Annotated in this window: 27 protein-coding genes; 20 read left to right on the forward strand and 7 right to left on the reverse strand. The window is 48.8% G+C overall.

Annotation, left to right across the window (positions count from 1 at the left end; translation table 11 throughout):
* Positions 1-18 precede the first annotated feature (18 nt).
* The 3 genes from L3D05_RS04625 to L3D05_RS04635 all read right to left on the reverse strand — a co-directional run bounded on the left by L3D05_RS04625 (position 19) and on the right by L3D05_RS04635 (position 2,201).
* Entirely contained in the window at positions 19-1,233 is a 1,215-nt protein-coding gene (locus L3D05_RS04625) for a cation:proton antiporter (protein ID WP_239614843.1), read from the reverse strand.
* Positions 1,234-1,239: 6 nt separating this feature from the next.
* On the reverse strand, positions 1,240-1,734 hold the full coding sequence (locus tag L3D05_RS04630; RefSeq protein ID WP_239614844.1) for a cation:proton antiporter regulatory subunit: 495 nt from the start codon (positions 1,732-1,734) through the stop codon (positions 1,240-1,242).
* A 104-nt stretch (positions 1,735-1,838) separates the two neighbouring features.
* Positions 1,839-2,201, reverse strand: a complete 363-nt coding sequence (locus L3D05_RS04635; protein WP_239614845.1) for a hypothetical protein — start codon at positions 2,199-2,201, stop codon at positions 1,839-1,841.
* 129 nt (positions 2,202-2,330) lie between these two features.
* Here L3D05_RS04635 and L3D05_RS04640 point away from each other — a divergent pair, with 129 nt between their 5' ends.
* Positions 2,331-2,975, forward strand: coding sequence for a phosphatase PAP2 family protein (locus L3D05_RS04640; RefSeq protein ID WP_239614846.1), 645 nt, complete (start codon positions 2,331-2,333; stop codon positions 2,973-2,975).
* 117 nt (positions 2,976-3,092) lie between these two features.
* On the opposite strand, the gene L3D05_RS04645 is transcribed toward L3D05_RS04640, so the two are convergent.
* Positions 3,093-3,521, reverse strand: a complete 429-nt coding sequence (locus L3D05_RS04645) for a cupredoxin domain-containing protein (protein WP_239614847.1) — start codon at positions 3,519-3,521, stop codon at positions 3,093-3,095.
* A gap of 391 nt (positions 3,522-3,912) precedes the next feature.
* Between L3D05_RS04645 and L3D05_RS04650 the strand changes: the two genes are divergently transcribed.
* The 3 genes from L3D05_RS04650 (at position 3,913) to L3D05_RS04660 (ending at position 7,357) form a co-directional block, all read left to right on the forward strand.
* Positions 3,913-5,637: a pyrroloquinoline quinone-dependent dehydrogenase gene (locus tag L3D05_RS04650; protein ID WP_239614848.1), complete on the forward strand. Its 1,725-nt coding sequence runs from the start codon at positions 3,913-3,915 to the stop codon at positions 5,635-5,637.
* 82 nt (positions 5,638-5,719) lie between these two features.
* On the forward strand, positions 5,720-6,823 hold the full coding sequence (locus tag L3D05_RS04655) for a carboxypeptidase-like regulatory domain-containing protein (protein ID WP_239614849.1): 1,104 nt from the start codon (positions 5,720-5,722) through the stop codon (positions 6,821-6,823).
* A gap of 99 nt (positions 6,824-6,922) precedes the next feature.
* Positions 6,923-7,357 carry a MarR family transcriptional regulator gene (locus L3D05_RS04660; RefSeq protein WP_239614850.1) on the forward strand — a complete coding sequence of 145 codons (435 nt, stop codon included), beginning with the start codon at positions 6,923-6,925 and terminating at the stop codon, positions 7,355-7,357.
* A 96-nt stretch (positions 7,358-7,453) separates the two neighbouring features.
* Here L3D05_RS04660 and L3D05_RS04665 read toward each other — a convergent pair whose 3' ends face one another.
* Entirely contained in the window at positions 7,454-7,870 is a 417-nt protein-coding gene (locus tag L3D05_RS04665; RefSeq protein WP_239614851.1) for a cupredoxin domain-containing protein, read from the reverse strand.
* Between the two features lie 250 nt (positions 7,871-8,120).
* On the opposite strand from L3D05_RS04665, the gene trmB reads away from it, so the two are divergent.
* The gene (gene trmB, locus L3D05_RS04670; protein WP_239615339.1) at positions 8,121-8,894 is read left to right on the forward strand and encodes a tRNA (guanosine(46)-N7)-methyltransferase TrmB; all 774 of its coding nucleotides are present in this window, start codon (positions 8,121-8,123) and stop codon (positions 8,892-8,894) included.
* A 100-nt stretch (positions 8,895-8,994) separates the two neighbouring features.
* On the opposite strand, the gene L3D05_RS04675 is transcribed toward trmB, so the two are convergent.
* Positions 8,995-9,519, reverse strand: a complete 525-nt coding sequence (locus L3D05_RS04675; RefSeq protein ID WP_239614852.1) for a phosphatase PAP2 family protein — start codon at positions 9,517-9,519, stop codon at positions 8,995-8,997.
* Positions 9,520-9,684: 165 nt separating this feature from the next.
* Between L3D05_RS04675 and L3D05_RS04680 the strand changes: the two genes are divergently transcribed.
* The 7 genes from L3D05_RS04680 to L3D05_RS04710 all read left to right on the forward strand — a co-directional run bounded on the left by L3D05_RS04680 (position 9,685) and on the right by L3D05_RS04710 (position 16,036).
* Positions 9,685-10,842: a glycosyltransferase family 4 protein gene (locus L3D05_RS04680; RefSeq protein WP_239614853.1), complete on the forward strand. Its 1,158-nt coding sequence runs from the start codon at positions 9,685-9,687 to the stop codon at positions 10,840-10,842.
* A 351-nt stretch (positions 10,843-11,193) separates the two neighbouring features.
* Positions 11,194-12,432: a glycosyltransferase family 2 protein gene (locus tag L3D05_RS04685; protein ID WP_239614854.1), complete on the forward strand. Its 1,239-nt coding sequence runs from the start codon at positions 11,194-11,196 to the stop codon at positions 12,430-12,432.
* Between the two features lie 340 nt (positions 12,433-12,772).
* Positions 12,773-13,267 (forward strand): translation initiation factor IF-3, encoded by a 495-nt coding sequence (infC, locus tag L3D05_RS04690; protein ID WP_239615340.1) that lies wholly within the window; start codon positions 12,773-12,775, stop codon positions 13,265-13,267.
* Between the two features lie 16 nt (positions 13,268-13,283).
* Positions 13,284-13,484 carry a 50S ribosomal protein L35 gene (rpmI, locus tag L3D05_RS04695; protein ID WP_144704106.1) on the forward strand — a complete coding sequence of 67 codons (201 nt, stop codon included), beginning with the start codon at positions 13,284-13,286 and terminating at the stop codon, positions 13,482-13,484.
* 219 nt (positions 13,485-13,703) lie between these two features.
* Complete coding sequence (gene rplT, locus L3D05_RS04700) at positions 13,704-14,063, forward strand: 50S ribosomal protein L20 (RefSeq protein ID WP_182299658.1); 360 nt, start codon at positions 13,704-13,706, stop codon at positions 14,061-14,063.
* Between the two features lie 233 nt (positions 14,064-14,296).
* Positions 14,297-15,643 (forward strand): ABC transporter substrate-binding protein, encoded by a 1,347-nt coding sequence (locus L3D05_RS04705; RefSeq protein WP_239614855.1) that lies wholly within the window; start codon positions 14,297-14,299, stop codon positions 15,641-15,643.
* A 129-nt stretch (positions 15,644-15,772) separates the two neighbouring features.
* Positions 15,773-16,036, forward strand: a complete 264-nt coding sequence (locus tag L3D05_RS04710; protein WP_239614856.1) for an LSm family protein — start codon at positions 15,773-15,775, stop codon at positions 16,034-16,036.
* An 87-nt stretch (positions 16,037-16,123) separates the two neighbouring features.
* Here the strand turns inward: L3D05_RS04710 and L3D05_RS04715 are convergent, their stop codons facing one another.
* Complete coding sequence (locus L3D05_RS04715) at positions 16,124-16,564, reverse strand: GNAT family N-acetyltransferase (protein ID WP_239614857.1); 441 nt, start codon at positions 16,562-16,564, stop codon at positions 16,124-16,126.
* A 505-nt stretch (positions 16,565-17,069) separates the two neighbouring features.
* Between L3D05_RS04715 and ilvB the strand changes: the two genes are divergently transcribed.
* From ilvB to L3D05_RS04755, 8 genes are all read left to right on the forward strand, one after another.
* Positions 17,070-18,815, forward strand: coding sequence for a biosynthetic-type acetolactate synthase large subunit (ilvB, locus tag L3D05_RS04720; RefSeq protein WP_239614858.1), 1,746 nt, complete (start codon positions 17,070-17,072; stop codon positions 18,813-18,815).
* A complete protein-coding gene (gene ilvN / locus L3D05_RS04725) occupies positions 18,812-19,297 on the forward strand; it encodes an acetolactate synthase small subunit (RefSeq protein ID WP_239614859.1) in 486 nt (161 codons plus the stop codon). Before ilvB ends, ilvN begins: the two co-directional genes overlap by 4 nt.
* Positions 19,298-19,439: 142 nt before the next feature.
* Entirely contained in the window at positions 19,440-20,432 is a 993-nt protein-coding gene (ilvC, locus tag L3D05_RS04730) for a ketol-acid reductoisomerase (protein WP_239614860.1), read from the forward strand.
* Between the two features lie 133 nt (positions 20,433-20,565).
* Complete coding sequence (locus tag L3D05_RS04735) at positions 20,566-22,116, forward strand: 2-isopropylmalate synthase (RefSeq protein ID WP_239614861.1); 1,551 nt, start codon at positions 20,566-20,568, stop codon at positions 22,114-22,116.
* A gap of 17 nt (positions 22,117-22,133) precedes the next feature.
* Positions 22,134-23,330, forward strand: a complete 1,197-nt coding sequence (locus L3D05_RS04740; RefSeq protein WP_239614862.1) for an aminotransferase-like domain-containing protein — start codon at positions 22,134-22,136, stop codon at positions 23,328-23,330.
* Between the two features lie 278 nt (positions 23,331-23,608).
* Positions 23,609-24,688, forward strand: coding sequence for a 3-isopropylmalate dehydrogenase (gene leuB, locus L3D05_RS04745; protein WP_239614863.1), 1,080 nt, complete (start codon positions 23,609-23,611; stop codon positions 24,686-24,688).
* A 129-nt stretch (positions 24,689-24,817) separates the two neighbouring features.
* Positions 24,818-25,366, forward strand: a complete 549-nt coding sequence (locus L3D05_RS04750) for a peroxiredoxin (RefSeq protein WP_239614864.1) — start codon at positions 24,818-24,820, stop codon at positions 25,364-25,366.
* Positions 25,367-25,508: 142 nt separating this feature from the next.
* Positions 25,509-25,934 carry a hypothetical protein gene (locus L3D05_RS04755; RefSeq protein WP_239614865.1) on the forward strand — a complete coding sequence of 142 codons (426 nt, stop codon included), beginning with the start codon at positions 25,509-25,511 and terminating at the stop codon, positions 25,932-25,934.
* Positions 25,935-25,945 lie beyond the last annotated feature (11 nt).

The raw sequence follows: 25,945 nt of genomic DNA on the forward strand, positions 1-25,945 counted from the left end.
CATTCACCCTTTCTTGTTTTATGAGGACTCGACTTTCTTATCAGACTTGCTGAACCGGAAAACTTTATCCAGCACGGTATAGATCCATTTGGTTTCCTTTGTTAACAAAGGTCCTAGAATAGCCAGAATGAGCACGTATAGCGCAGCGAAGGGCTGAATAATAGGCAATAACCCACCCGCCTTGGCAATATTGGCCATAATAATCGAGAATTCCCCTCGCGCAACGATCGTAAATCCGATATTCACGGAAGCTTTGGGCGATAATCCGGCGCTTCTTCCAGCTAGCATGCCTGCAGTAAAGTTACCGAACAAGGTCACGACGACCGCCGCAAGCGACAACCATACCGCACCGCCGAGCGTCGTCGGATCGATCGTTAAGCCGAAGCTGAAGAAGAAAATCGCTCCGAAGAAATCCCTAAAGGGAAGAATAAGTTTCTCGATTCGTTTCATGTGCGCGGTTTCCGCCAGCACCAAGCCGATCAATAGGGCTCCAATGGCTTCCGCGACATGGATCGTTTCGGAGAATCCGGCGACAAGGAACAACCCTGCGAAGATTACGAGTCCGAACAGTTCATTGGATCGGATATCTAGCACCTTGTTGAGCAGAGGGACGGCTTTGCGTCCGATAATAAGCAAGGCAAGCATAAAGACAAGCGCGATTAGGGCGGATAGAGCGACTCCCCATACCGATGCGGAGCCGCTAAGCACAAGCCCGGAAAGGATGGAAATATAGACCGCAAGGAATACGTCCTCGAACATAATGATGCCGAGGATCATCTCGGTTTCGGAATTGGCCGTCCGTTTGAGGTCCACGAGCACCTTGGCCACGATCGCGCTGGAGGATATCGTCGTGATCCCTGCAACGACAAGCGTTTCTTGAAAAGGAAACCCGGCGGCCCAACCAAATGCAAGACCAAGCGTGAAATTAATGGCGATATAGATTGTACCGCCTACGGCGATGGAACGGCCGGATTTAATCAGCCTGCCGACGGAAAATTCCAATCCGAGGTAGAAGAGCAGGAACAAGACGCCGAGCCTGCCCATGAATTCGATTAGCGGCGCGCTTTCGATGAAGCGGAAATCGAAATGCCACAGCTCGACGGAATGGGGCCCGACGGCCATCCCGACGAGAATATAGAAGGGGATGACGGAAAACCTGAATTTTGCCGACAACAAACCAGCCAAGGCGATGAGAGCGATCGCGAGGCCGACTTCCAGAACGATATGATCCATCTTCGATCAATCGCTTCCGTGTACTAGAATGTTTTTAAGTTCTTTATGTTGCGCGCGCTCTCCCGCGACAACCAATGTCATATCCGGAGCCAGCTTGAAATCAGGGCCCGGGTTAATATGCTTGATGTGGTCGGCCCCAAGCAAGGCGATGATCGTGGCCCCAGAGTTTCTGCGAACGTGAAGCTCGCCGATTGTTTGCCCTATGCAAGCATAGTGGGCTTCAAGTTTGTACCACTCAATGATAAGGTCGTCCAAAGCGACTTCAATCGTTTCCAGCATTTTGGGTTTGTAGGTCATGCCGCCGATCATAGCCGCGACCATGCGAGCTTCATCATCGTCTAATGTGACCAAGGAAATGCTATTATCGGGATCTTTATGATCGAAGTGGTAACATTCGCGACGACCGTCATCGTGAACGATAATGACGAGTTTGTCGCCGTTACGGGTATTCATCTGAAATTTCTTGCCTATTCCTGGGAGATCGATTTCGCGGATATTCATATGGGTAAAACCTCCTAAAGTTATGACTCACTTTCCGACGAACGACAAATGGACAATTCAAATAAACCTCATCTAATGGCTGCTGAGGTGAATTAGAGTTGTCTTTAGACGCGTTCGTAAGAAGTGGTGAACTTTAGGGGCATGAGTAATTTTTTGCGCAAATGCACAGTGAATAAGGGGAGAAAGGCAGACTTATGATGGGGCATTCGATAAGGGAGGAAAGCACGAAAACGGAAGTGGACCACAAGCAGAAGCAGCACGGATAGAAGCAGCAGTTTGCTGTTTATGGAAACAGTAGGCCGCTTGGTCGACTTGACGCTGTTCGGAACGTCGTGAATGAGGACCGCGCTGTCCGATGTAGTGAAGTTGTCGCCAACCATCATGGTAGGCATGCTAAGCAGAACGAAGGCACCAAGCAAGACAAGGACGAAGATTAGGCTGCGAAATGGCTGAATCGGTCTCTTCATTCTGTGTCCCCCCTTCGTTTCTTAATCTTAGGATACCATAACAGGGTAGGTCATCTCAATTTTCATCCTGTCGGAAAAATATGATACACTTCACTCAAAGTGTTTGAATTGCGACAAGGAGTTGAAGTAGTGAGCAGTAAGCAGCATCTAAGAAAAGCGTATGTATGGGCTTGTTTGGCCGCCGTAGTATTCGTAATCATCAGCTTGCTTATCCGATCCGAAGGGATCTCGGGGTTTGATTCGAGCGTGATATCGGAAGTTCAAGGCTGGGAAAGCAATGGGCTTACGAGTGTAATGAAAACGTTCAGTTGGCTGGGTTCGACATCGGTTGTCATAGTGATTGCCCTGTTGATTTTATTGTTTTTGGCCTTTATTCTTGGTCATCGCATGGAGCTACTGTTTTTGATAGCGTCGCTTGGCGGAGCTTCATTGCTTAATCGTGTACTGAAGATCACTTTTCAACGGGAAAGGCCCAATTTGCATAGGCTTGCTGAGGAATTGGGGTATAGCTTCCCGAGCGGCCATTCCATGGCGGCGTTTGCATTATACGGAGCGTTAACTTATTTGCTTTGGAAGCATGTGAAAAGCGGCCGAGGCAGGGCACTTCTAGTAACGATTGGCGCGATTATCGTCTTTAGCATCGGGATTAGCCGTGTTTATCTGGGAGTCCATTATCCAAGCGACATCGTAGGGGGCTATTTAGCTAGCGGAGTATGGCTTGGACTCATGATTGAAGTATTTCGTATAATAACCTATCGGTACAAGAGCCATTGAGTCAATTAGAACCTTGAATCATACACAGTTAGCGATTGCTTAAAAGCAAAAAAAGTACTTGGAAGGTAAACCTTGTCCAAGTACTTTTTTGTGTGTCAAGCGAGCAAAATAATCGGATTATTCAACAACCAGTTTGCCGACCATGTTGTCATGTCCTGTACCGCACATGATTGAACAGTTGAATTCATATGTGCCTGCTTTGTCCAATACAATCGTTGCCGATTCGCCGTTTTTAAGTTTCACGTTCAGATCATTGATTCCTAGACCGTGGTTACCGTTTTCGTTCTTATAATTCAGAATAAGCGTATCGCCGACTTTAGCGTTGATCACTTCTTCACTAAATTTGAAGTTAGTCGCAGTAATCGTAATTTCTTTTGTTTCCCCGCCTGCTGCTGGTGCGCTTGCAGAAGCAGAAGCTGGCGCCTCGGCAGAGGCCGAAGGGCTCGATGCTGAGTCATTGTTGTTACCGCATGCGCTCAAGGCCAGTACAGCCGCCAGGGCAACTAGTGCAAAGAATAGAGATAATTTGTTGGATTGTTTTTTCATGATGTTCTCCTCCAGAATTTAATGTACTTAGATGCATATATTTCTTACTAGTAAGAAACCCGTCAACAAAGCATTATACTCCTTGAAATATATACCCGTCAACTATACATTAAACAATCCTTTTATATATTGAATCGTTTTGTAAAATGCTAGAATATATGTTGACGTTATGTGAATCTAGGCGTATATTCGGAATTGAAATATATCTTATTAGTAAGGTATCTACCCGTCATGTCATTTTGAAAAAGTGCTCTTTCTTCGAAAAGTCGGCTTGCTGTCAGATCGTTTATGCGGTCCAATCTGGCGGCTCTTTCTGTGCGTGTATTTTTCGTTAGAGAGAATTCATTTTCATTCAGAACCATCAAGAAACCAACTTTAGGGGGAACACACTTTGAAAAAGAAATTAGCCTTGTCCGGTGCCGTTATGGCAGCGGTTCTCGCACTCTCTGCGTGTAGCAGTAACAATAACAATTCGGAGGTTTCACCGTCTCCTTCCGCATCACCTTCTGCATCTGCATCAGCTTCGGCAACGGTTGCAGCATTTGAAAGCTTTCCGACTTACGGATATGATTTAGCGAATACGCGCAACGTTCCATTTAAAGAAATTACTGCAGACAATGTTAATGAACTGGGCGTTGTGTGGTCGGCAGATCTTAAAACACTGGATGCAGACGTTAAAAACGGAAACCAATCGTATCCGGTTGTTGTAGACGGAGTAATCTATATTACAACAAGTGGTAACCAGGTTTTTGCTTTCGATGGCGCTACAGGTAAGCAAGTTTGGCACTTCAAACCGACTGCTGATATGGCTAAAGACTTCGGTAAAGCCGGAATCGTAGCTAACCGTGGTGTTTCCGTTGGTGAAGGTAAAGTGTTCATGCTGACTATCGATAACCAAATCGTGGCATTGGATCAGAAAACTGGCGAATTGTTGAATTCGGTCAAGATTGCGGACACCATTGAAGGAGTAACAGTCGAGAACGGCTATTATGAAACAACTGTACCGATTTATTATAAGGGAAATATCTATATCGGCAGCAGCGGCGGCGACAACGGCGTTCGGGGATTTGTCGCAGCTTACAAGGCAAGCGATCTGACTCCGGCATGGGATTCCCCATTCTGGACCGTACCTCCGAAAGGTCAAGACTGGTTGGCTAATAGTAAGTATCATGGTGGTGGTGCAGTATGGAATCCAGTTGCCATTGACGAAGAAACAGGTCTCATGTACTTTGCAGTAGGAAACCCAGCTCCGGACTTCTATGGTGCAGACCGTCCTGGTGCAAATCCGCACACGGATTCTGTCGTAGCCGTAGATAGCGCAACAGGCAAGCTTGTCTGGGCACAGCAAGAAATCAGCCATGACTTGTGGGACTATGATGCTGCAGCTTCTCCAATGATCCTCAATGCGACCGTTAATGGAAAAGCACAAAAGGTTGTTGTTGAAGGCGGTAAATCCGGTCAATGGTGGGCTTGGGATGCAGCGACTGGCGAGGTTGTCTGGGATGGCATTCCGTTCGCTAAGATCGATCATCCAGAACCGACTATCGAAGGCGTACTCGTCTATCCGGGTGTTCTCGGCGGAGAGAATTATGCTCCAGAAACCTACGATCCAGTTACTAATTATGTACTGATCCCTGGTATCGAATATCCATCTCTGATGAAGAGCGCTGCTAACGAAGATGAAGCGTTCAACGAAGCGAATACCGGAGCTTGGGCTTTCGGCACGGCTTTGGGCGAGACGCCTGCTGATATCATTCCTTACGGTACAATTACGGCAATTGATGTAAATACAGGTAAACAAGTGTATCAGAACAAAACAACAGATATGATGCGTGGCGGTCTGACTAGTACGGCTACTGGTCTTGCGTTCTATGGTGAATTGGATGGTAAGATCAATGCGATGGATATTAAGACAGGTAAAGTTCTCTGGACGTTCCAGACAGCTGGCGACAATATCCAAGCAGCACCTGCATTCTATACTGTCGATGGCAAACAATATCTGACCTTTACCTCTGGTGGCACTAAACCGAAAATTCACGTTTTTGCGCTCGGCGGAGATAAAACGCAAGGTAGCGAAGGTTCAGCTGACAATGGCAACGTTCATGTTAGTAAATAATAATAATTATTGAATATTGAAACCGCAACGAAGCGGGTTCCTTGGAACCCGCTTCTCATACTGTAAGAGAGGGGAATTGCATATGAAGTTATATACAAAAATGATTGCAATATGCACACTAGCTGCTGCTCTTGCAGGTTGTACCGATTCGAATTCGGACAAAGAAGCTCAAGAATTACAACTTAAAATGGACGAAACTACGTTTGCTTTAAAGCAATGGAAAGTGGACGGTTCCCATAGCAATCATATTAGTGGTACATTTATGCAAGGTGAAAAGCCAGTCGTAAATGCAGTCTTACAGGTTGGAAAAAACAAACGGAGCATTGAGACCGGTGATGACGGCTCCTTCCAGATTCTTCTCGACCAAAGCTTATTAGGCGAGACGCCTGTGCAAGTGGTATCACTCGATCATGCTACAATTGGGGGTAAACCGCTATCGAAGAATCAGTCAGACATAGACAAGGTTGCTCCTTTATCATTGAATGTTTATTATCCGATCGAGATTCTCTCTACCGCAGTCTCAACTCAAGATCCCAAGCAAACAGAAATCAAAGGAAGGCTCGTGGCAGATAAAACAGCTTCTGTAGCTTTCTTCCAAGAGGATAAATTCCGAATTTCCGGAATAGTGAAAGACTCGAGCGGAGTACCGGTTCAAGGAGCGATCGTATGGATCGATCGGGATACCGGTGAAGGATTTGCTAAATCCTCTCCAACGGACGAGAATGGATATTATAGTATGTTCTACTTACCCGAGGAAGATGAGGACACGAACTTAACTGTCGATTATAATTCCGTCAAGTACACACTTCCCGAGAATAAAGTATTTCATTTTCCCGAGGATACCAGTTTGAACGTTGATATCACTTTACCCTCCGAGGGCTCGGTGATCGATGATAAACCGCCGACTCTCGTGAGTCACACAGCTCCAGGTGCACTTTACCTTGGTTTGCTAGTTGGTCTTGATGTTGCGGAAGATGTAAATTATACCGTAACCATACCGGATGCAGCGGGCAATTTTTCTATTACGGTTCCTACAAAAGTCTGGGAGCAAAACCCGACTTTTTTCGAAACGAATATGAGCAAGTTTATCGAGAAGGACGAACTCCAAGCAGGAGATTCGTTGCCTTCCTCCTTCATCGAAATGACGGCGGACGCTCCACGTAACATTAAGGGCGAACTGAAATAGCAAACAACCGGATCCAGAGTAATTGCCGCGTCGTGAGACGCGGTTATTTATGTTATTATATAGTTATAGTAGTTTCATTTTCCAGAAAGGAACTGGCAGATGATAAATAGAAGAGAGCTTCTGATTTCTTATTCGAAGAAATTTTCGGTGCATCGGCGAATGTGGGAGACGGAATGGAACCGTAGGAACATGACGGATTTTTCGTTTTCGCAATTACTGATATTAAACATTTTGGATGAGCAAGGACCCAAACAATCCAAGGAATTGGTTGATTATTTTTCTATTACCTCCGGGGGAATAACGGTCATAGCTGATAAAATGGTTTCGCAAGGGCTTATCGTCAGAAAGCGGGATGAATACCAGGATCGTAGATCGGTACTCATGGAGATTACCGAGGATGGCCGTAAGGTACTTAAATCATTGGAAACCGTCAGGGATCAAACGTTTGATCACATCTTTGCTTGCCTTACTGACGTGGAAATCGCTTTTCTGGATCAGATTTACGGAAAACTAATTAGCCAAAAGCACATCTAAGGAATGGAATTGCTAACTGATCGTGTATTTCATATTAACAAGGGAGGGGGCCGTCCAGATGGACAGCCCCCTCCCTTGTTAAAAGATTAATCATGACTATTCAACAATAAGTTGTCCAACCATGTTGTCATGACCTTGACCACATTGAATGGAACAATGATATTCGTACGTACCTGCTTTATCGAGCTTAATTTCTGCTGTTTCGTTGTTTTTAATATTCACATTCATATCTTGAATCGCAAGACCGTGAGCTCCCTGCGTGTTTTTCAAAGTCAGTTTAAGCGTATCGCCTACTTTTGCTTTGATTTCCGTTTGATCGAATTTCCAGTTAGTTGCGGTTATTGTAACTTCTTTCGTTGCGCCTCCAGCGGCTTGGGAAGAAGCGGGAGGGCTTATTGAAGCCGACGGTGACGGTGAAAGGTTATTGTTGTTCGCGTTGTTGCTTCCGCATGCGCTAAGAGCGAATATTGCTGCAAGGGCTACAGTGAAAAACAAACTGGGTTTAAGTTTCATATTCGAGTATTCCTCCTGAGGTTTTAATGGGAGGTAGTATGTCCTTTATTCTCGAGAAATAATCGCTCCTCAATGGACAGATATATTTGGGTAGTGCTTGAGCAGGCGCCGAACAAAGGCGATCCTGCAGGAATCATTCCTCAATCTGCCTAGATTGTCAGATCTCCCTTTACAACAGGCGCCACATTGGGCAAAATAAGATTCATTGACGTTGGGCAACGAAGCGTTGCGGGAGGATATTGGGATGAGCATGAGATTGCGCGGTAGAAAAAATATTCGGGAAAGTTTGGAACGGCAGCCTGATCTTGTCGTGCTGGAGCCGCAACGGTTAAAAGGGCGTTGGCACGAGTTTTTCGGTAACGATAATCCGATCCATATCGAGTGCGGGATGGGCAAAGGGCAATTTATTAGCCGCATGAGCGGTAACAATCCGCATATCAATTATATCGGCATGGATATTTATGACGAATTGTTGCGTCGAGGGAGCGAGAAGGCCCGGGCATTATGGCAAAACGAGAAGGGCGTCGATAAGGTTCCGAATTTGGCGCTCGCTCGCGGGAACGTGGAGTTTCTGGAGAAAATGTTCGAGCCGGGGGAACTGGAACGCATTTACTTGAACTTCAGCGATCCTTGGCCGAAGTCCAAACATGGCAAACGCAGATTAACGCATCCCCGGTTCCTTATGAAATACAAGGAAGCTTTGAACGATATCGGGGAAATCCATTTCAAGACGGATTCCTTAAGTTTGTTCGAGTTTTCGTTAAACAGTTTTTCCGCCGTGGAGTACCAGATGCGCAACATTAGTTTGGATCTTCATCGCCATGGCATTCGTGAGGATCTCGTGCTGACGGAATACGAGACGAAATTCGTCGGGCAAGGAATGCCGATCTACAGACTCGAAGCGGTTCTCGGGGAGAAAGTGCAACAGGAACACCGTCGCGCCGTGGCTGAGGAATTAGAGAAGCAATCCAGCAGAGGGCCGACGCGCAACTATGAATCGGGCGACGATTCCGAAGAAGAATAAACAGCGGCCGTACCCGGGTGAGAGCCAGGTACGGCCGTTATAATAATCGTGCTTGCCTTAGGGCGAGCACGTTATTTTTTTGTCGCGATGCTAACTAGCCCTATATCCAGACGGAAAGAAGAATGGCGGTAGAACTGCCTAGCATGGCGCCTACGACGGTATCACTAGGGAAGTGCAGTCCAAAGTAAATGCGAGATAAAGCGACTCCGATTCCAATCGGCAACAGGGCGGGGATGAGCTTCGGTTCCGCCAGCATCCAAGGAGTCAGCATGGCGAATGCCGCAGTCGTATGGCCGGAAGGGAAGGAGGGATCTTTAAGGGGACGGCGATTGGTATTGATCTGGGCGAATACTTGGTAAGGACGGAGCCTTGGCGCGCTTTTCTTGGCGATAGCGACGGGGATATGGCTAACAATAACGGCGGCGAAAGCTAACCATCCCGCGCTGCTCCACGGTTCAGGCGCGAACAACCCCGCGGCGAGCGAGAGACAGAGGCTGCAGGTCGCCCCGGCAATCAGAGATAAAATATGAAAGAGCCAGTTCAAGGCGGAACGGTTCCAACGAATGTTGACGTGCAGGAATAGCGGGCGCTCGACCTCCTGAAGCAGGCGATAAATTCGGCTCATACTCCCTCTCCTTTACGTAAGTGGGTTTGATCAGCCTTCTTAGGCTGACGGCTCTTGCTTACTTAAGAATACAGCCTGATTGTCACCTCAGTATTAACTTGCTTTTGATACTCCGTTAATGTCCTTTCTGTAAAATGTAAGGATTAAACGGAGAGGGGATTGCAGATGTCGGAATTCCGCTTGGCTTTATTTACCGATACGTATTCGCCTGAGGTGAATGGCGTAGCCAAAACATTGGAACGGTGGATCGGGTATTTACGCAAGCAAGGAATCGAATGCATCGTATTCGCACCCTCAAGGCCTAGGAAGGAAAAGACGGTATCGGAAACGGCCGAAAGGCTTGTCAGCCTGCCGTTTTTTCTTTATCCGGAATGCAGGCTTGCCGTCCCTCAGACGGGCAATGTAGAACGCAAGCTGCTGAGCTTCAATCCGACGGTCGTACACGTTGCGACACCGTTCGGCACCGGAATGGCCGGCCGATATTTGGCGATGAAACACGGAATTCCGCTTATGGCCTCGCATCATACTCATTTCGTGCGGTATTTGCCGTTTTACAATCTCCAATGGATGGGTAAACTTTTATGGAGATATTTGCATTGGTTTCACCGGCCTTGCGCGCGGATATACGTCCCATCGAGATCCGTGCTGGAAGAATGCCGGAATGACGGCTGGGATGGGCTGGAGGTGTGGAGCCGGGGTGTCGATACGGAGCGGTTCCATCCTCGTGTTGATCGTGAAGCGCTTCTGCGGGAGGCCGGGATGCCAAGCTCTCGGTTTGTCATCTTGTATGCAGGTAGAATAGCGCCTGAGAAGCAAACGGAAGTAGCCATTGAGGCAGTAGCCCGGTTTGTTTCCAAGACAGGGGCAGACGTGGAATTTGTCATTGCCGGGGATGGACCTTCCGCAAGCGAGATTAAATCTTTAGCTTCAAAGCGAGGGGTGAATGCCCGGTTTCTGGGCGCAGTCCCGCAACCTACTCTACAGAAGTGGATGGCGGCATCGGACGTTCTCCTCTTCCCTTCCGCCACCGAGACTTTCGGTAATGTACTGCTGGAGGCGATGGCATGCGGATTGCCCGTATTGGCCGCAGCGGGAGGGGCGGTACCCGATACGATCCGGCACGGCGAGAACGGCCTGCTTTGCTTGCCGGGAGATGCCGGCGAATTCGCGGGGAAGCTGGAGCAGTTGTATAAAGACGCTTCCTTGCGCGCCCGGCTTTCCGCAGCAGGTAGCCAGGAAGCGGATTACCGCTCTTGGGACGAGGTGTTCGGCGGTTTGAAGATAAGCATGGAAGAAGCGACCAGGGCGGGGGTTGCAACATAGCTCGTTGTTTATTCGTTAATATACTGTGAACAGGGCATAGGTCTCCGGATAGAAAAAGAATGGAAATCGATGAAAATCTACGCTGTAAGTAGTAATTGCCGCTATGTACGATGCTTGGATGCCAAGATCCCCTCATCTCGGCTGTGAGCCGTAAATATGGAGGCAATACCCTTTTGACAAACGGTTGGAAAGCGAACAAAATCAAGGATGTCACTTTTGCAAGGCGCTTCAGGCAGGCTAAATCACATTAGAGAGAGAAAAAACAGAGAAAAAAACACAAAGAAAAACACAGAGAAAAAACAGAGAAAAAACAGAGAAAAAGAAAAAGGGATCTAGGGGGTACAACTGAATATGTTTAACAATCTTCTTTTGGTTGTTCAGGGACTTGCTGCCGCAATTGGCGTGTACCAAATCATTCTATCGTTTTTCGGATGGTACCGCAGGAAAGAACGGATTACGCACAAACCGACCAAGTCGTTCGCTTTGCTCGTAGCGGCGCACAACGAAGAGACGGTCGTCGGAGCGTTGATCGAAAATCTTCTGAAGATGGACTATCCTCGCGAGCTGTTCGACATTTTTGTCATTTGCGATAACTGCACCGATGGAACGGCTAAGATCACGCGTAGCTATGAGGGCGTATATGCTTTCGAAAGAACGAATCCCAACCAGCGAGGCAAAGGATTCGCCATCGAGTGGATGCTCAAAGAATTGTGGAAACATCCCAGACAGTATGATTCCATCGTGATGTTCGATGCCGATAATCTTGTCGCGACGAACTTCCTGCAATATATGAACGAAGATCTATGCAACGGGCATCGCGTCATCCAAGGGTACTTGGATACGAAAAACCCGCACGATTCCTGGATCAGCGCCGCGAACGGCATTACTTATTGGTTCTGTAACCGGCTGTGGCAATTGCCGCGCTACAACCTGAAGCTGTCCAACTTTCTAGGCGGCACGGGAATGTGTTTCGAAACGAAGCTGCTGAAGGATATGGGCTGGGGCGCGACTAGCTTGGTCGAGGACTTGGAGTTCACGGTCCGGTGTATCCAACGGGGCATTTACCCTAAATTCAATTACGATGCTCGCGTCTACGACGAGAAACCGATTACGTTCAGGGCTTCTGCCCGTCAACGCTTGCGCTGGATGCAAGGTCACTTCGACGTCTCGCGCCGCTATATGCTTCCGCTGTTCTGGCAAGGGATTAAAGAAAGAAGCATCGTTAAGATCGATGCGGCGCTGTATATTTTTAACGCGTTCATTTACTTGATCGGTTTCATGGTTACGATGACGCTTTGGTTTGACATTATGTTGCCGGGTGACCCGCACTTGACGTCCATCTATTCTCAGATGCCGTTAGGCTTGTCGCTGACGATCGTGCTCTACGGCTACCTTCAATGTCCGATCGCGATGCTGCTCGAGAAAGTGAACTGGAAAGTATACTTGAGGCTCTTGTTGTTCCCGGTCTTCTTCTTGTCCTGGTGGCCGATCGCGTTCTACGCCTTCTTCACCCAGAACAACAAAACTTGGAGCCATACGGAGCATACTCGCGTCATTCGATTGGAAGAAGTGCAAGGCAAACAAATGTAGGCAAACGACGACTCCCCGAGATTTCTCGGGGTTTTCTTTTCTTCAGAACGTAGGCGTTGACATCGTTGCCGCGTAGTGATATAGTGTTCGTTGTGACTGATTTATGTAAATCTTTCAGCACGCGCAAGCAGAAGCACCCGCTTCTCACCTGATCGGCTTTGGCTGATGGGTTTGCGTAGCCGACGATACGGAATATGCGGAAGCTTCGGTTTCCATGCATGGCCGATAACGTTAGGACTAGGATGCGGGTCGATGCGACTCGTATTTTTTTGTTTTTCTAGAACAAAACTCACTCGACAGTCTATTTCGGAGGTGGAACATTATTAGCAAGGATCATCAAATCAACGAGGAAATCCGGGCGAAGGAAGTCCGACTTGTCGGCGCCGAAGGCGAGCAAATCGGGATTAAACCTTTTCGTGAAGCTATGCAGATGGCCATTGACGCGAATCTTGATCTAGTTAACGTAGCGCCGCAGGCGAAACCGCCAGTGTGTCGCATCATGGATTATGGCAAATTCCGTTATGAGCAGCAGAAGAAAGAAAAGGAAGCTCGGAAGAATCAGAAAATCGTCGACCTCAAAGAAGTTTGGTTTCGTGCGAACATTGAAGAACATGATTACCAAACGAAGTTTCGCAACGTTGTGAAATTTTTGAATGAAGGCGACAAGGTGAAATGCTCCGTGCGGTTCCGCGGTCGCGAAATTACGCATGCCAAGCTCGGTCAGAAGATCTTGGAACGAGTGGCGAACGAAGTAGCAGAGATTTGTGTTGTAGAGCGCATGCCTAAGCTGGAAGGCCGCAGCATGATTATGATTTTGGCTCCGAAAGCCCACTGACAGGAGGATACAATTCATGCCTAAGATGAAAACTCATAGCAGCTTGAAAGATCGTTTCAAAATTACGGGAACTGGTAAAGTCAAGCGCTTCAAAGCGTACAAAAACCACTTGCTGTCCCACAAATCGGGACGTGCAAAACGCGTACTGGGTACTCAACCGCTGGTAGCTCAAGGCGATGTTCGCCGTATGCAGCAACAGCTTGCAAACCTGAAATAAATCGTCATAAGTTCGAGTTCAAAAAGTCCGGTTTTCAGCACCGAGAAGGTTGGATGAAGCTTAGGGGCTGAGGAACGGAGCGTAGGTAGAACCTACGTGAGTACCGGAAGGTCCGGCTGAATCCAAGATTCGATGTCGAATTCGCTCCTTGAGTGGCTTCGTGATCAAAATTGGACTTTTTGAACCACTTTTATGAACACTTCCGGGAGGTAATGAATCATGGCAAGAGTCAAGGGCGGATTCGTCACGCGCCGTCGTCGCAATAGAATGTTGAAGTTAGCAAAAGGTTACTGGGGCGCGAAACATCGCCTGTTTAAGAAAGCTAAAGAACAAGTAATGAAATCCCTTATGTACGCATACCGTGACCGTCGTCAGACGAAACGGAACTTCCGCAAATTGTGGATCGTGCGTATTAACGCTGCAGCTCGCCAGAACGGCTTGTCCTACAGCAAAATGATGCACGGCCTGAAATTGGCTGGTATCGAAGTAAACCGCAAAATGCTTGCTGACTTGGCTGTGAACGATATTAACGCGTTCAACTCCCTAGCTGGCGCTGCAAAAGAAAAAATCAAAGCGTAAGCTTCCACAAAGAAGCCGTATCTTCAATCGTCTATTAACGGACGAAAAGGAGATGCGGCTTCTTTTTATGAAAATAGAGCTTTCTTGCAAATAAGATCAGGGTAACGTGTTTAGGCGTCGCATCCAAACGGACCCAGCAGCTCTTATTTGAAACAATAACATGGAATTAAAATACAAATTTATATAAAATAACAAATAATAGCATGAAAAACTTGGGAATAGCGAGGTGGCACATGAGGCTAAGTAGAACGCTGGTGATCATGCTTTTGATTGTTTCACTGCTTGCAGGATGTGCTGGAGATAGCGAGAAGATCGAATCCGGAAACTTGAAAATACTTAGCGGCTTTGACAAAACCACATTCGATATGATCTATGGGGGGCAGATTTTTGAACAGACGAATTCTGCTTTCGAAGTTACATACGTTAATGCATACGACCATATATCGCCAGCGGACTGGGATGATTATGTCCGATTGCTTGAGATGGAGAATCCGGACGTCGTAGTGATTGGCAGTTTGTTCGATTATTACAAATTGGCATCTGCGGGATTGCTCGTCGATTTGAATCCGAAAATCCGCAAGGATAGTTTCGAGTTGAATTCGATACAGCCATCGGTGTTGACCCTGCTGAAGTATCCGGGAGAGTTGCACGAACAGTATGGATTATCGCCTTTCTATAATCCTTCGGCGCTCTACTATAACAAGACTTTGTTCGAACATTACGGGATTCCATTGCCAACGGACGGGATGACATGGGGCGACATGCTGCGGTTGGCTGCGCGGTTTCCTAACAAGGGAGACGACGGTCAGCCGATCTATGGCTATCATCATCGGGAGTTCTCGACTCCAAGTTATTACTTGGATTACCTCGCTTCCATCGAAGGATTATCGATGATTGAGGGGACTCGGTTTACGATGGACAAGGCGCATTGGGGTCCGTTACTGGAAAGGTTAATTAGTGTTTTTAAGGGGAAATCAGTATCCTACGCTGAGAATGGCAGTGAAGTTCAAAGTCGGATGGGCAACCCGGAGGCGACTGGAGAAATGCCTTTTCTTGAAGGGCGAGTTGCAATGTTCCTGGCACCTGCTGCTTTCATGGAACGTTTAAATGAACAATCGAATTCATTCGAATGGGGGATCGTATCGCAGGCGGTTTCTCTGGGGCGCGGCAAAAGTATGCCTACTTTTCCAAGTCCGATTTATTCCATCTATCGGTATGCCCAGAACGTTGATGCCGCATGGCGGTATGTGCGCTATATGAACGAAACTTCAACGCTTAAGCTTCTTTCAAAATCCGTGCCTCTGCTATCAAGCCACGTGGATGTCGGTACAGAAAGATATGGTCGAAGCCTGGCGCCGTTCTACGGGGCGGAAGCCGTACCGCCATCTATGGAAGCACTAGGGAAACCTTCTTTGGTTCCGCCCTTTTTCATCTCTCAAACCATATATCCCTTAATCGATACTGCGGTCGCATCCGTCTTGGACGGAGAGAAAAGCTTGGATGAGATTCTGATTTCGATTCAAGAGCAAGGGCAGGCGGAATTGGATGCAGCCTTGGTACAAGCGGGCGAAGGGGCGTAGTTTAATCTAGTTCCTACTCTTACTTTTTGACGTTTAAGGGCAGAGGTACAAGCACGATAAGCTCCCTCTTCATAATGTACAGGACACGGTGCGACTTCAAAACGAGCACCCTGAGAGGAGTGTACAGAGATGTCTCATGTTACTCGTTCGCAGGCTCAGAAGCTGATAGGCAAACAGGTCTACGCCAGACGCAAAGATGGATCCATCGTCTCGGGCAAGCTTGTCCGGATTTCCGGGAATAAGCTCGTGTTAGAGCCGCCTAAAGGAAAGAAAGTGCAAACGAAAGCGATTTTCCCTTTAGTCTTGTTCGATTTGCTGGCAGTCGACGGCGGTTTCGGTTTTAATGGCTTCGGCGGCGGCTTTGGTTTTGATGGCTTCGGCGGTTGGTGGTAAGATCGGATAGTTGAATTCGAAAATGATAGAGAAGACATAAGCCAACAGCGGACCGGATCTTTCGAGTCCGCTGTTGGTCGGTCAAGGCTACAATGGTTTGGCAATCTCTATGATCTTTAAGGCCGGGATTACCCGCAGGATATAATATCCGAGGTTGTGGTAGAAGCGCAAGGCACGGAAATTGTCCTCGTCTACATATACGTGAGACAGCGTACATCCTTTCTTGCGGGCATACTGCTCAGCCCGATTCATTAACGCGGTTCCCCATTGCCTATTCTGATGACGGGAATCAACGGCTAACAGGTCGATGAACAATGTTCGACCGCGAAATTCCATGTGGAGGAAAGCGATCGGCGATCTTCTATGCGATTGGGCCACGACAAGCGTCGCACCCCTGCGGATGCGTCGGTTAATTTCGTAATGCAGGCGGCTGCCTGACGGGTGCTGCCATGGGGAAATAGGGACCAATTGCGTGCGGACAAGCTCGACAATGCCTTTATCGTCCCGCTGTTGTCTCCATCGAATCAAGTGGGGTGCCTCCCCGGGTTCAAGTCGCTCGACATCGCCCAATCGTTCGGAAGATGCCGGTTGTACAACGTATGAACAACATTTTTGATTGGTAACGGCGAAGATGTGTATTGACGAATGCCTTAGTGAAGAATATAATTAGTGCTAAATCGACTGAACAACAAATAGCCGTGATGAGGAAAAAGCGATAGGGCTCTTATGCTCAGAGAGTGTCGGATTAGCTGAAACCGATACCTTAATCCCTGTAAGCGAAGTCTCCTCGGAGCTGTTCACCTGAACCGCCGTAATGGCGCATTAGGGAGAATCGGAGTGGCGCACGTTATTGCGCTTAAGGTATGCAACGTCCTTACGGCTTTTCGAAGGGACAACATACTTTATAAGGCCGTCACCGTGAGGTGCGCGGCAAACTCGGGTGGTACCGCGGAAGCAACAGCCTTTCGTCCCAAGACAGCCATATAGGCGTTGGGATGAAAGGCTTTTTGATTTGTTGAAAGGAGGAAAAAAGATGAGTGCACAAGGTGTTACATTGAAATCCAAAGAAGAATTGATCGAGAAATGGAGCAAGCCGGAAGTCATCACCGGATCGGAAATACTGCTTCGCAGTTTGTTACTGGAGGGGGCGGAATGCGTCTTCGGGTATCCAGGCGGCGCTGTGCTTTTTATCTACGATGCCATGCACGGCTTTACCGATTTCCAGCATCTTCTTACGCGCCATGAGCAAGGAGCTATTCACGCAGCGGACGGTTATGCCCGTTCTACCGGCAAAGTAGGCGTATGTATCGCGACTTCTGGACCGGGGGCAACGAATCTGGTAACGGGAATCGCTACTGCTTATATGGACTCGGTTCCGCTTGTAGTCATTACAGGTAACGTAGCAACTAGCCTAATCGGCACGGACGCGTTCCAAGAAGCCGATATCGTCGGCATCACGATGCCTATCACGAAGCACAGTTATCTGGTACGTAAGGCGGAGGACTTGCCTCGCGTGATCCATGAAGCTTTCCATATTGCCAATAGCGGACGTAAAGGTCCGGTACTCATCGATATTCCGAAGGATGTATCCGCAGAGAAGACGTTGTTCCAGCCTGTTTCCGAGGTTAGTCTGCGTGGTTACAATCCAACCGTTCAACCGAACAAGAATCAAGTTGAGAAAATGATCCGCGCGATCGAGAACGCTGAGAAACCTGTTATATTGGCAGGCGGCGGCGTAGTATACTCGGGTGCACACGAAGAGTTGTTCGAGTTCATCACGAAGACCGGAATCCCGACGACGACCACTTTGCTTGGCTTAGGCGGTTTCCCGAGCGGCCATGAGCTGCATATGGGGATGCCGGGCATGCACGGAACGTGGACGGCGAATACTTCGATCCAGACGGCCGATTTGCTGATTAACATCGGAGCAAGGTTCGATGATCGCGTAACCGGTAAGTTAGCCGGCTTTGCGCCTCATGCGAAAATTGTTCATATCGATATCGATCCGGCCGAGATCGGCAAGAACGTTCCGACCGACGTGCCTATCGTCGGCGACGTGAAAGCGGTGCTTCAACAAGCTAACGCAATTGCGAAGTATGCGGGCAAAGCAGACGCTTGGCGCAAGCAAATTCAAGAATGGAAGGCGGATAAGCCTTTCAAATATATCGATTCGGATACCGAGCTGAAACCGCAATGGGTCGTCTCGATGATTCACGATACGACGAACGGCGACGCCATCGTAACGACGGACGTAGGGCAACATCAAATGTGGGCGGCTCAGTATTATCCGTTCAACAAGCCACGTTCATGGGTAACTTCCGGAGGTTTAGGAACGATGGGCTTCGGGTTCCCGTCCGCGATCGGTGCGCAAATGGGCAATCCGGGAAGAACGGTCGTATCCATCAACGGCGACGGCGGCATGCAGATGTGTGCTCAGGAGCTGGCGATCTGCGCGATTAACAACATTCCCGTTAAAGTGGTTATTATCAATAACCAAGTGTTAGGAATGGTTCGTCAATGGCAAGAGCTCATTTACGATAACCGTTACTCCCATATCGATCTATCGGGCAGTCCGGATTTCGTGAAGCTGGCGGAAGCCTACGGTGTCAAAGGCTATCGCGCCACGAATAAGGAAGACGCTCTTCAAGTGTGGAAGGAAGCGTTGGCACATCCGGGTCCCGCGGTCGTTGAATTCGTCGTTCGCAAACACGAGAACGTGTATCCGATGGTTACCCAAGGAAGCACGATCGACCAGATGATTATGGGGGATTCCGAATGAACCGTAAACATACGATAGCGATACTTGTGAACGATCAGCCGGGCGTTATGCAGCGGGTATCAGGGCTGTTCGGCCGCCGCGGCTTCAATATCGAGAGCATTACCGTTGGCTCTTCCGAAGAGCCGGGCCTTTCCCGTATGGTCATCGTCACGACTGGCGATGATCGTACGTTGGAGCAAGTCCAGAAGCAATTGTACAAGCTTATCGACGTTATTAAAGTCATTGATGTTAGCGGTAATCCGATGGTCGGGCGCGAATTGGGCCTAATCAAGATCGGCGCCGATCCGTCCGTAAGGCCGGAAATTCTCGGCATCGTGGAAACGTTCCGCGCCGCGGTTGTCGACATCGGTCCTTCGACGCTGATCGTACAAGTGGTTGGCGATACCGAGAAGATCGATGCGATGATCGAATTGCTTAAGCCGTACGGCATTCGCGAGCTATCCCGCACCGGGGTAACGGCGATGAACAGAGGCGCCAAGTAAGAGCTTCTAACAGGCAGTCAAGAATGACCCGCTCGAAGCGGGGGTTCGAGGGGAGAGGCAGTTAGCGCGAATCTCCTCTGGAACGCCCGCTTCGAGGGTTACGCAATACCATTTTTACTATTTTAAGGAGGAACACAATCCAATGGCAGTTAACTTATTTCACGAGAAAGACGCCGATCTGGGCGTTCTTAAAGGCAAAACAATCGCAGTAATCGGCTACGGTAGCCAAGGTCACGCGCAAGCGCAAAACCTTCGCGACAGCGGCGTAAACGTTATCATCGGTCTTCGTGAAGGCAAATCCGCAGATAGCGCGCGCAATGACGGCTTCGAGGTTCTTTCCGTTGCTGACGCTACACGCAAAGCGGACGTTGTTCAAATTCTAATGCCGGACGAGACGCAAGCTAGTGTCTACAAGAACGATATCGAGCCAAACCTGAAAAAAGGCGCAGCTCTTATGTTCTCCCACGGTTTTAACGTACATTTCGGCCAAATCGTAGCTCCTGCGGATGCTGACGTCCTGTTGGTTGCTCCGAAATCCCCAGGTCACATGGTTCGCCGTACTTACGTTGAAGGTTTCGGCGTACCGGGACTTATCGCAATTCATCAGAACGGAACTGGCAAAGCTTTCGAAATCGGAATGGCTTATGCTAAAGGAATCGGCTGTACGCGTGCGGGAGTTATCGAAACTTCCTTCCGTGAAGAAACGGAAACGGATTTGTTCGGTGAGCAAGCTGTTCTTTGCGGCGGTGCAACTGCACTCGTTAAAGCTGGTTTCGAAACGCTTGTAGAAGCTGGCTACGCTCCAGAAATGGCTTACTTCGAGTGCTTGCACGAGTTGAAGCTGATCGTTGACATGATGTACGAAGGCGGCATGGCTTCCATGCGCAATTCGATCTCCAACACTGCGGAATACGGCGACTATGTTACCGGCCCTCGCGTGGTAACGGATGAAACGAAAAAAGAAATGAAACGCGTTCTGCAAGATATCCAACAAGGTAAATTCGCTCGCGACTTCATCCTTGAGAACCAATCGGGACGCGCGTTCCTTACGGCTACTCGCCGTAACGAAGCTGAGCACCCGATCGAAGTTGTCGGCGCTCAACTGCGTGGCATGATGCACTGGATCAAAAAATAAATCTCGTGCTTAACGAGCTAAGCCCCGTCAGCCGACGGGGCTTTTTTGCGAAGTCGCCTTTTCTCTCCAAGGAATATGATATAATCTGTAGATAGTTTAGATTAGCTTCAGGAGGTGCGGGTTAGACCCTACCATGAGAAAAATTTATATTTTTGACACGACGCTTAGAGACGGCGAACAGTCTCCCGGCGTAAACCTGAACACTCAGGAAAAAGTGGAAATCGCCCTGCAACTGGAAAGATTGGGAGTAGACCGGATCGAAGCCGGATTTCCGGCGGCATCCCCTGGCGATCTAGCGGCGGTTAATGCCGTTGCGCGCGCGGTCAAGAATGCAACCGTCATCGGACTGGCCCGCTCTCGTGAACAGGACGTGGACGCAGTTGTCGAAGCGCTTAAAGGCGCGAAAAATCCGGGTATCCATTTGTTTCTTGCGACATCGCCTATTCACCGTAAGCACAAGCTGCGGATGGAGAAGGAGCAAGTATTGGAAACTGCGGATCGGGTCATTCGCTACGCTAAGCAGTTTTTCGACAAAGTCGAGTTTTCTCCGGAAGATGCCGGACGCACGGAACTGGATTTCCTATGCGAAGTAACGGAAATGGCGATCAAAGCGGGAGCGACCGTCGTGAACATTCCCGACACGGTAGGCTATTTGACGCCTTATGAATTCGGCAATATATTCAAAACTTTAAAAGAAAAAGTGCCTGGAATCGATACGATTCAACTGTCCGCTCATTGTCATGATGATCTTGGCATGGCGACTGCCAATGCTCTTGCGGCCATTCTGAACGGCGCCGATCAAATCGAAGGAACGATTAACGGAATCGGCGAACGCGCAGGTAACACTTCTTTGGAAGAAGTAGCGTTGACGCTGGAGACTAGGGCGGAATATTTTCAAGCGAAAACCTCGCTTAATCTTAAGGAAATCGCTAGAACGAGTCGCTTAGTCAGTAAGCTGACGGGTATGGTCGTTCCGGGTAATAAAGCGATTGTAGGCGCTAACGCGTTCGCGCATGAATCCGGAATCCATCAGGATGGCATGTTGAAGGAGAAAACGACTTACGAGATTATTTCTCCGGAGACGATAGGCCTTAAGGACAGTAAGCTCGTATTGGGCAAGCACTCCGGACGTCACGCTTTCCGGGAAAAGCTCATCGATCTCGGTTACGAGCAATTGACGGAAGAGCAAGTCAATGCGGCATTCGGCAAGTTTAAAGATTTGGCTGACCGCAAGAAGAACGTTAGCGATGAAGATATTCGGGCTCTACTCGAAGAGAAAATCATCGAGACGCCGGAAGTGTTCGCGCTTGAGCAGTTAGTGGTGTCCTTTAACAGCCACGAGACTCCAACCGCTACGGTGACGCTTAAGACGCAGAATGGCATCGTGAAACGCGAGTCTGAAGGCAATGGCTCCGTAGACGCGATCTATCAAGCGATCGACGCGCTGAGTGGCGAAGTCGTTGAATTGGATGATTATACGATCAAATCCGTAACCGACGGGACGGATGCGTTAGGCGAAGTTCATGTCGTTCTGAAACAAAACGATTCGTCCGCGCAAGGCCGCGGAGTAAGTACGGATATTCTGGAAGCGAGCGCTCGCGCCTACGTCGACGCTTTGAACAGGCTTATCGATAAGCGTAATGCACCGGCTCGCAATCGTCGCGATAACGTCACGTTGATCTAAGAAATGGGGATCGTTGGATGAACTATCAATTTTCGAAGAGACTGGATACGTTCTCATCGTCGGCCGTTCGGGAAATTCTGAAGCTGACGCAGAAGAAATCGATTATTTCATTCGCTGGAGGCTTGCCGGCTGAAGAGCATTTTCCGGTCGCGGCGATCGGGGAAGCCTTCGAGCGGGTGCTTGCCGCAGGCAATAAAGCGTTGCAATACGGATTGACCGAAGGTTACTTGCCGCTTCGCGAAAGCATCTGCAAATGGATGGGACGCAAAGGGATTACAGTCACGCCTGACGATATGCTGCTGACGACAGGCTCGCAGCAAGCTATCGATCTGCTCGCTCGCATTTATATCGATGCCGGCGACGTTATCCTGGTCGAGAAGCCGACCTACCTGTCAGCTTTGCAAGTATTCCGCTCTTACGGAGCAAAGCTCGTTTCCGTCGATGCGGACGAGAACGGCATGGTGCTTGACGACTTAGAAGCTAAGCTTAAGGAATACAAGCCCAAACTAGTATATGTCATTCCTACATTCTCGAATCCGACGGGCAAAGCTTGGAGCTTGGAACGCCGTCATGGCGTTATTAAGCTATGTCGGGCGAGCGATGCACTTATTCTTGAGGACGATCCGTACGGCGAGCTGAAGTTCGGGGACGCATCGGTAACGTATCCGTCGCTGTTCTCGTTAGACCAGCACCCGAAAGGTTCGTGCGTCGTGTACACGAGCACATTCTCCAAAACCGTAGCTCCAGCGTTACGCACAGGATGGGTAATGGGCGATCCTGATCTTATTCGCCATATGGCCCGGGCCAAACAAGCGGCAGATTTGCATTCCAGCTCGCTGGATCAACAGACGCTGTATCAGCTTATGGAGCATTTCGATCTCGACGGGCATATCGAGTTCGTTCGCAAGGAGTACGAAAGTCGTATGCGACAGATGGCTGACCTGTTACACGAACAGCAATGGCCGGGCGTCGTCTGGAACGAGCCGAAGGGCGGCATGTTCTTCTGGCTCGAGCTGCCGAAATCGATCGATACCGGCGACCTGCTCAAGACAGCCGTCGATCTGGACGTGGCCTTCGTTCCGGGAGTCTCCTTCTTCGCGGATAGCTCCGGAACGAACACGATGCGCCTTAACTTCACGCACAATGACTTCGAGAGAACGATCATTGGGATGAAGCGCCTGAATCAGGCGATGGAAAGCGTATTGGTGAAATAGCTGACAGATTCAAGCGGTGGGCAGGAGCTTCCTGTTCATCGCTTTTTTATGGCGATTCGGTGAAACCGGACTACAGAGACTGAGGAGCGTCGAAAGTGAGCTGAAGTCAGGAAATACCGGACTGCAGCAGCCACGGTGAGAGAGGCCATTTCATAAATATAGTTACAGCCTATTAAAGTAATAGATTTTATCTATTTTGCCTCTCGCGGTTAAATGTACTACAATTGAGAGAAGGTCTCATTGGACAACCTATACCTAAATTGGAGTGAATCATACTTATGTCAGAAGTTAAAAAAATCGCCGTCATCGCCGGTGACGGAATCGGTCCTGAAGTCGTTGCGGAAGCAGAAAAAGTATTGAAACGCACGGAAGAATTGTTCGGCTACAAATTCGAGCTTGAGCATGGTTTGTTCGGCGGAATCGCAATTGACGAGAGAGGCACTCCGTTGCCGCAAGATACACTGGACATGTGCCGCAAAGCGGATGCCGTTCTTCTCGGCGCTGTTGGCGGTCCAAAATGGGACAACAATTCCAAGGAGCTTCGTCCGGAAACCGGATTGCTCGGCATTCGTAAAGCGCTCGGATTGTTCTCCAACATCCGTCCTGCTGTCGTGTTCGATTGTTTGAAAGATGCTTCCACATTGAAGCCTGAAGTTCTAGAAGGTACGGATCTTATCGTTGTTCGCGAGCTTACGGGCGGCATCTACTTCGGAGAGAAGTTCCGTCGTGAAAGCCCGCATGGTGAAGAAGCGGTTGATACTTGTGCATATAACGTCATGGAAATCGAACGTATCGTTCGTCAAGCATTCGAAGTTGCTCAGAAGCGCAGCAAGCGTCTTGCTTCTGTTGATAAAGCAAACGTACTTGAAACTTCCCGCTTGTGGAGAGAAACGGTTAACCGCATCGCACCTGAGTATGCGGACGTTGAAGTCGAGCACGTGCTCGTAGATAACTGCGCTATGCAATTGCTGCGCCGTCCGTCGAGCTTCGACGTTATCGTTACGGAAAATATGTTCGGAGATATCCTGAGCGATGAAGCGGCTATGCTGACAGGTTCGATTGGAATGCTGTCCTCCGCGTCCCTAGGCGAAGGTAGCTTCGGATTGTACGAGCCGGTTCATGGCTCTGCGCCTGATATTGCCGGACAAGGTATCGCTAACCCAATCGCTACGATTTTGTCAGTTGCTCTGATGTTCCGTTTAACTTTGGGATACGAAGAAGCGGCGACCGTCATTGAAACGGCGGTTAAAAACGTACTCGATGCGGGACACCGCACGGGCGATATCGCGGTCGATAAGAGCAAAGCGATCGGTACGACGGCAATGGGCGATCTAATCGTAGCTGCAATGAATCGTTAATTATAATTATTCTAAAAAAAGAATCGTTATCATCTTGACTAGCTTGTCCTGGGATGGTACGATTTTAAACGTGAGTATTGAACAGAAAAGCACTGGCGACAAGGTCGGGCTTACAGGAGGTAAACAGTAATGGCAGAGCGTTTGGTAGGTCGTCCGGCACCGGACTTCACTTTGGAAACTGCTAATGGAGACGGTAAAGAATTCGGTAAAGTATCGTTGTCCGATTACCGTGGCAAATGGTTGGTATTGTACTTCTATCCGCTGGATTTCACTTTCGTATGCCCTACGGAAATCACTGCACTTTCCGAAGCTGCTGAAGTATTCAAAGGCCTGAACACAGAAGTTCTGGGCGTCAGCGTAGATAGCAAACATAGCCACCGTGCATGGATCAACACGCCTAAGAACGATAACGGTCTTGGCCAACTGAACCATCCGCTTGGCGCGGACATCACGAAACAAGTCGCTCGCGACTACGGCGTTCTGATCGAAGAAGAAGGAATCGCGCTTCGCGGTTTGTTCATTATCGATCCAGACGGCGAATTGAAATATCAAGTCGTTAACCATAACGATGTAGGCCGCAGCGTTGAGGAAACTCTTCGCGTACTGCAAGCTTTGCAATCCGGCGGGCTGTGCCCAATGAACTGGAAAGCAGGCGACAAGCACCTCGTCGCGAAATAATAAATGCATAAGATCAACTCCTCGGAACATCGTTCCGGGGAGTTTTTTGCCCTATTGGAAATCATTTGCGGCAGGAATTGTGTTCATGGATATAGAATATAGTGAGAAGAATAACAGATGCTGATTTGAAGGAGGGAAGGCGATGAGCTTTTGCTGTGGAGCCAGCATGATTGGAACGAAGGGGACATTAAAGCATTACCGAACGCGCATCCATAACGTACCGATCTTGTTTTGCCCGGTATGTCACCGGATCGAAGTCCACTATCTGGTGGAGAACGAGTATGAAATCCTGGCCGAATATGCGCATGGCGACGGAGCATCAGAAGTCGACTTCCATGATTACGTTGATGAGTCGGATAAAGCCCTCAATGAGAATTGCGTGAACAACGAAGAGGAAGATCCGATGCAGATCGTACAAAATCAAATCGATATGTCGCTCGATCTGCTGACGTTCGCCAAGGAAATCGGCGATCAGGAGTGGGAGCAACAATTGAAGAAGCGTCTAATCGTCTTAAGTCAGAGACGCCATAAGCTGAAGCTTAAACGGACCCCGGGGGGCACGATTTAAGATTTGCCCTG

This window comes from Cohnella mopanensis, from assembly GCF_022352055.1.
GTDB classification, from domain to species: domain Bacteria; phylum Bacillota; class Bacilli; order Paenibacillales; family Paenibacillaceae; genus Cohnella; species Cohnella mopanensis.

What these genes read in the sequence shown, in the direction of transcription:
- L3D05_RS04625 (WP_239614843.1), bottom strand. Translation starts at nt 1,233, where the DNA reads ATGGATCATATCGTTCTGGAAGTCGGCCTCGCGATCGCTCTCATCGCC.
- L3D05_RS04630 (WP_239614844.1), bottom strand. Translation starts at nt 1,734, where the DNA reads ATGAATATCCGCGAAATCGATCTCCCAGGAATAGGCAAGAAATTTCAG.
- L3D05_RS04635 (WP_239614845.1), bottom strand. Translation starts at nt 2,201, where the DNA reads ATGAAGAGACCGATTCAGCCATTTCGCAGCCTAATCTTCGTCCTTGTC.
- L3D05_RS04645 (WP_239614847.1), bottom strand. Translation starts at nt 3,521, where the DNA reads ATGAAAAAACAATCCAACAAATTATCTCTATTCTTTGCACTAGTTGCC.
- L3D05_RS04655 (WP_239614849.1), top strand. Translation starts at nt 5,720, where the DNA reads ATGAAGTTATATACAAAAATGATTGCAATATGCACACTAGCTGCTGCT.
- L3D05_RS04660 (WP_239614850.1), top strand. Translation starts at nt 6,923, where the DNA reads ATGATAAATAGAAGAGAGCTTCTGATTTCTTATTCGAAGAAATTTTCG.
- L3D05_RS04665 (WP_239614851.1), bottom strand. Translation starts at nt 7,870, where the DNA reads ATGAAACTTAAACCCAGTTTGTTTTTCACTGTAGCCCTTGCAGCAATA.
- trmB (WP_239615339.1), top strand. Translation starts at nt 8,121, where the DNA reads ATGAGATTGCGCGGTAGAAAAAATATTCGGGAAAGTTTGGAACGGCAG.
- L3D05_RS04675 (WP_239614852.1), bottom strand. Translation starts at nt 9,519, where the DNA reads ATGAGCCGAATTTATCGCCTGCTTCAGGAGGTCGAGCGCCCGCTATTC.
- L3D05_RS04680 (WP_239614853.1), top strand. Translation starts at nt 9,685, where the DNA reads ATGTCGGAATTCCGCTTGGCTTTATTTACCGATACGTATTCGCCTGAG.
- L3D05_RS04685 (WP_239614854.1), top strand. Translation starts at nt 11,194, where the DNA reads ATGTTTAACAATCTTCTTTTGGTTGTTCAGGGACTTGCTGCCGCAATT.
- rpmI (WP_144704106.1), top strand. Translation starts at nt 13,284, where the DNA reads ATGCCTAAGATGAAAACTCATAGCAGCTTGAAAGATCGTTTCAAAATT.
- rplT (WP_182299658.1), top strand. Translation starts at nt 13,704, where the DNA reads ATGGCAAGAGTCAAGGGCGGATTCGTCACGCGCCGTCGTCGCAATAGA.
- L3D05_RS04705 (WP_239614855.1), top strand. Translation starts at nt 14,297, where the DNA reads ATGAGGCTAAGTAGAACGCTGGTGATCATGCTTTTGATTGTTTCACTG.
- L3D05_RS04710 (WP_239614856.1), top strand. Translation starts at nt 15,773, where the DNA reads ATGTCTCATGTTACTCGTTCGCAGGCTCAGAAGCTGATAGGCAAACAG.
- ilvB (WP_239614858.1), top strand. Translation starts at nt 17,070, where the DNA reads ATGAGTGCACAAGGTGTTACATTGAAATCCAAAGAAGAATTGATCGAG.
- ilvN (WP_239614859.1), top strand. Translation starts at nt 18,812, where the DNA reads ATGAACCGTAAACATACGATAGCGATACTTGTGAACGATCAGCCGGGC.
- ilvC (WP_239614860.1), top strand. Translation starts at nt 19,440, where the DNA reads ATGGCAGTTAACTTATTTCACGAGAAAGACGCCGATCTGGGCGTTCTT.
- L3D05_RS04735 (WP_239614861.1), top strand. Translation starts at nt 20,566, where the DNA reads ATGAGAAAAATTTATATTTTTGACACGACGCTTAGAGACGGCGAACAG.
- L3D05_RS04740 (WP_239614862.1), top strand. Translation starts at nt 22,134, where the DNA reads ATGAACTATCAATTTTCGAAGAGACTGGATACGTTCTCATCGTCGGCC.
- leuB (WP_239614863.1), top strand. Translation starts at nt 23,609, where the DNA reads ATGTCAGAAGTTAAAAAAATCGCCGTCATCGCCGGTGACGGAATCGGT.
- L3D05_RS04750 (WP_239614864.1), top strand. Translation starts at nt 24,818, where the DNA reads ATGGCAGAGCGTTTGGTAGGTCGTCCGGCACCGGACTTCACTTTGGAA.
- L3D05_RS04755 (WP_239614865.1), top strand. Translation starts at nt 25,509, where the DNA reads ATGAGCTTTTGCTGTGGAGCCAGCATGATTGGAACGAAGGGGACATTA.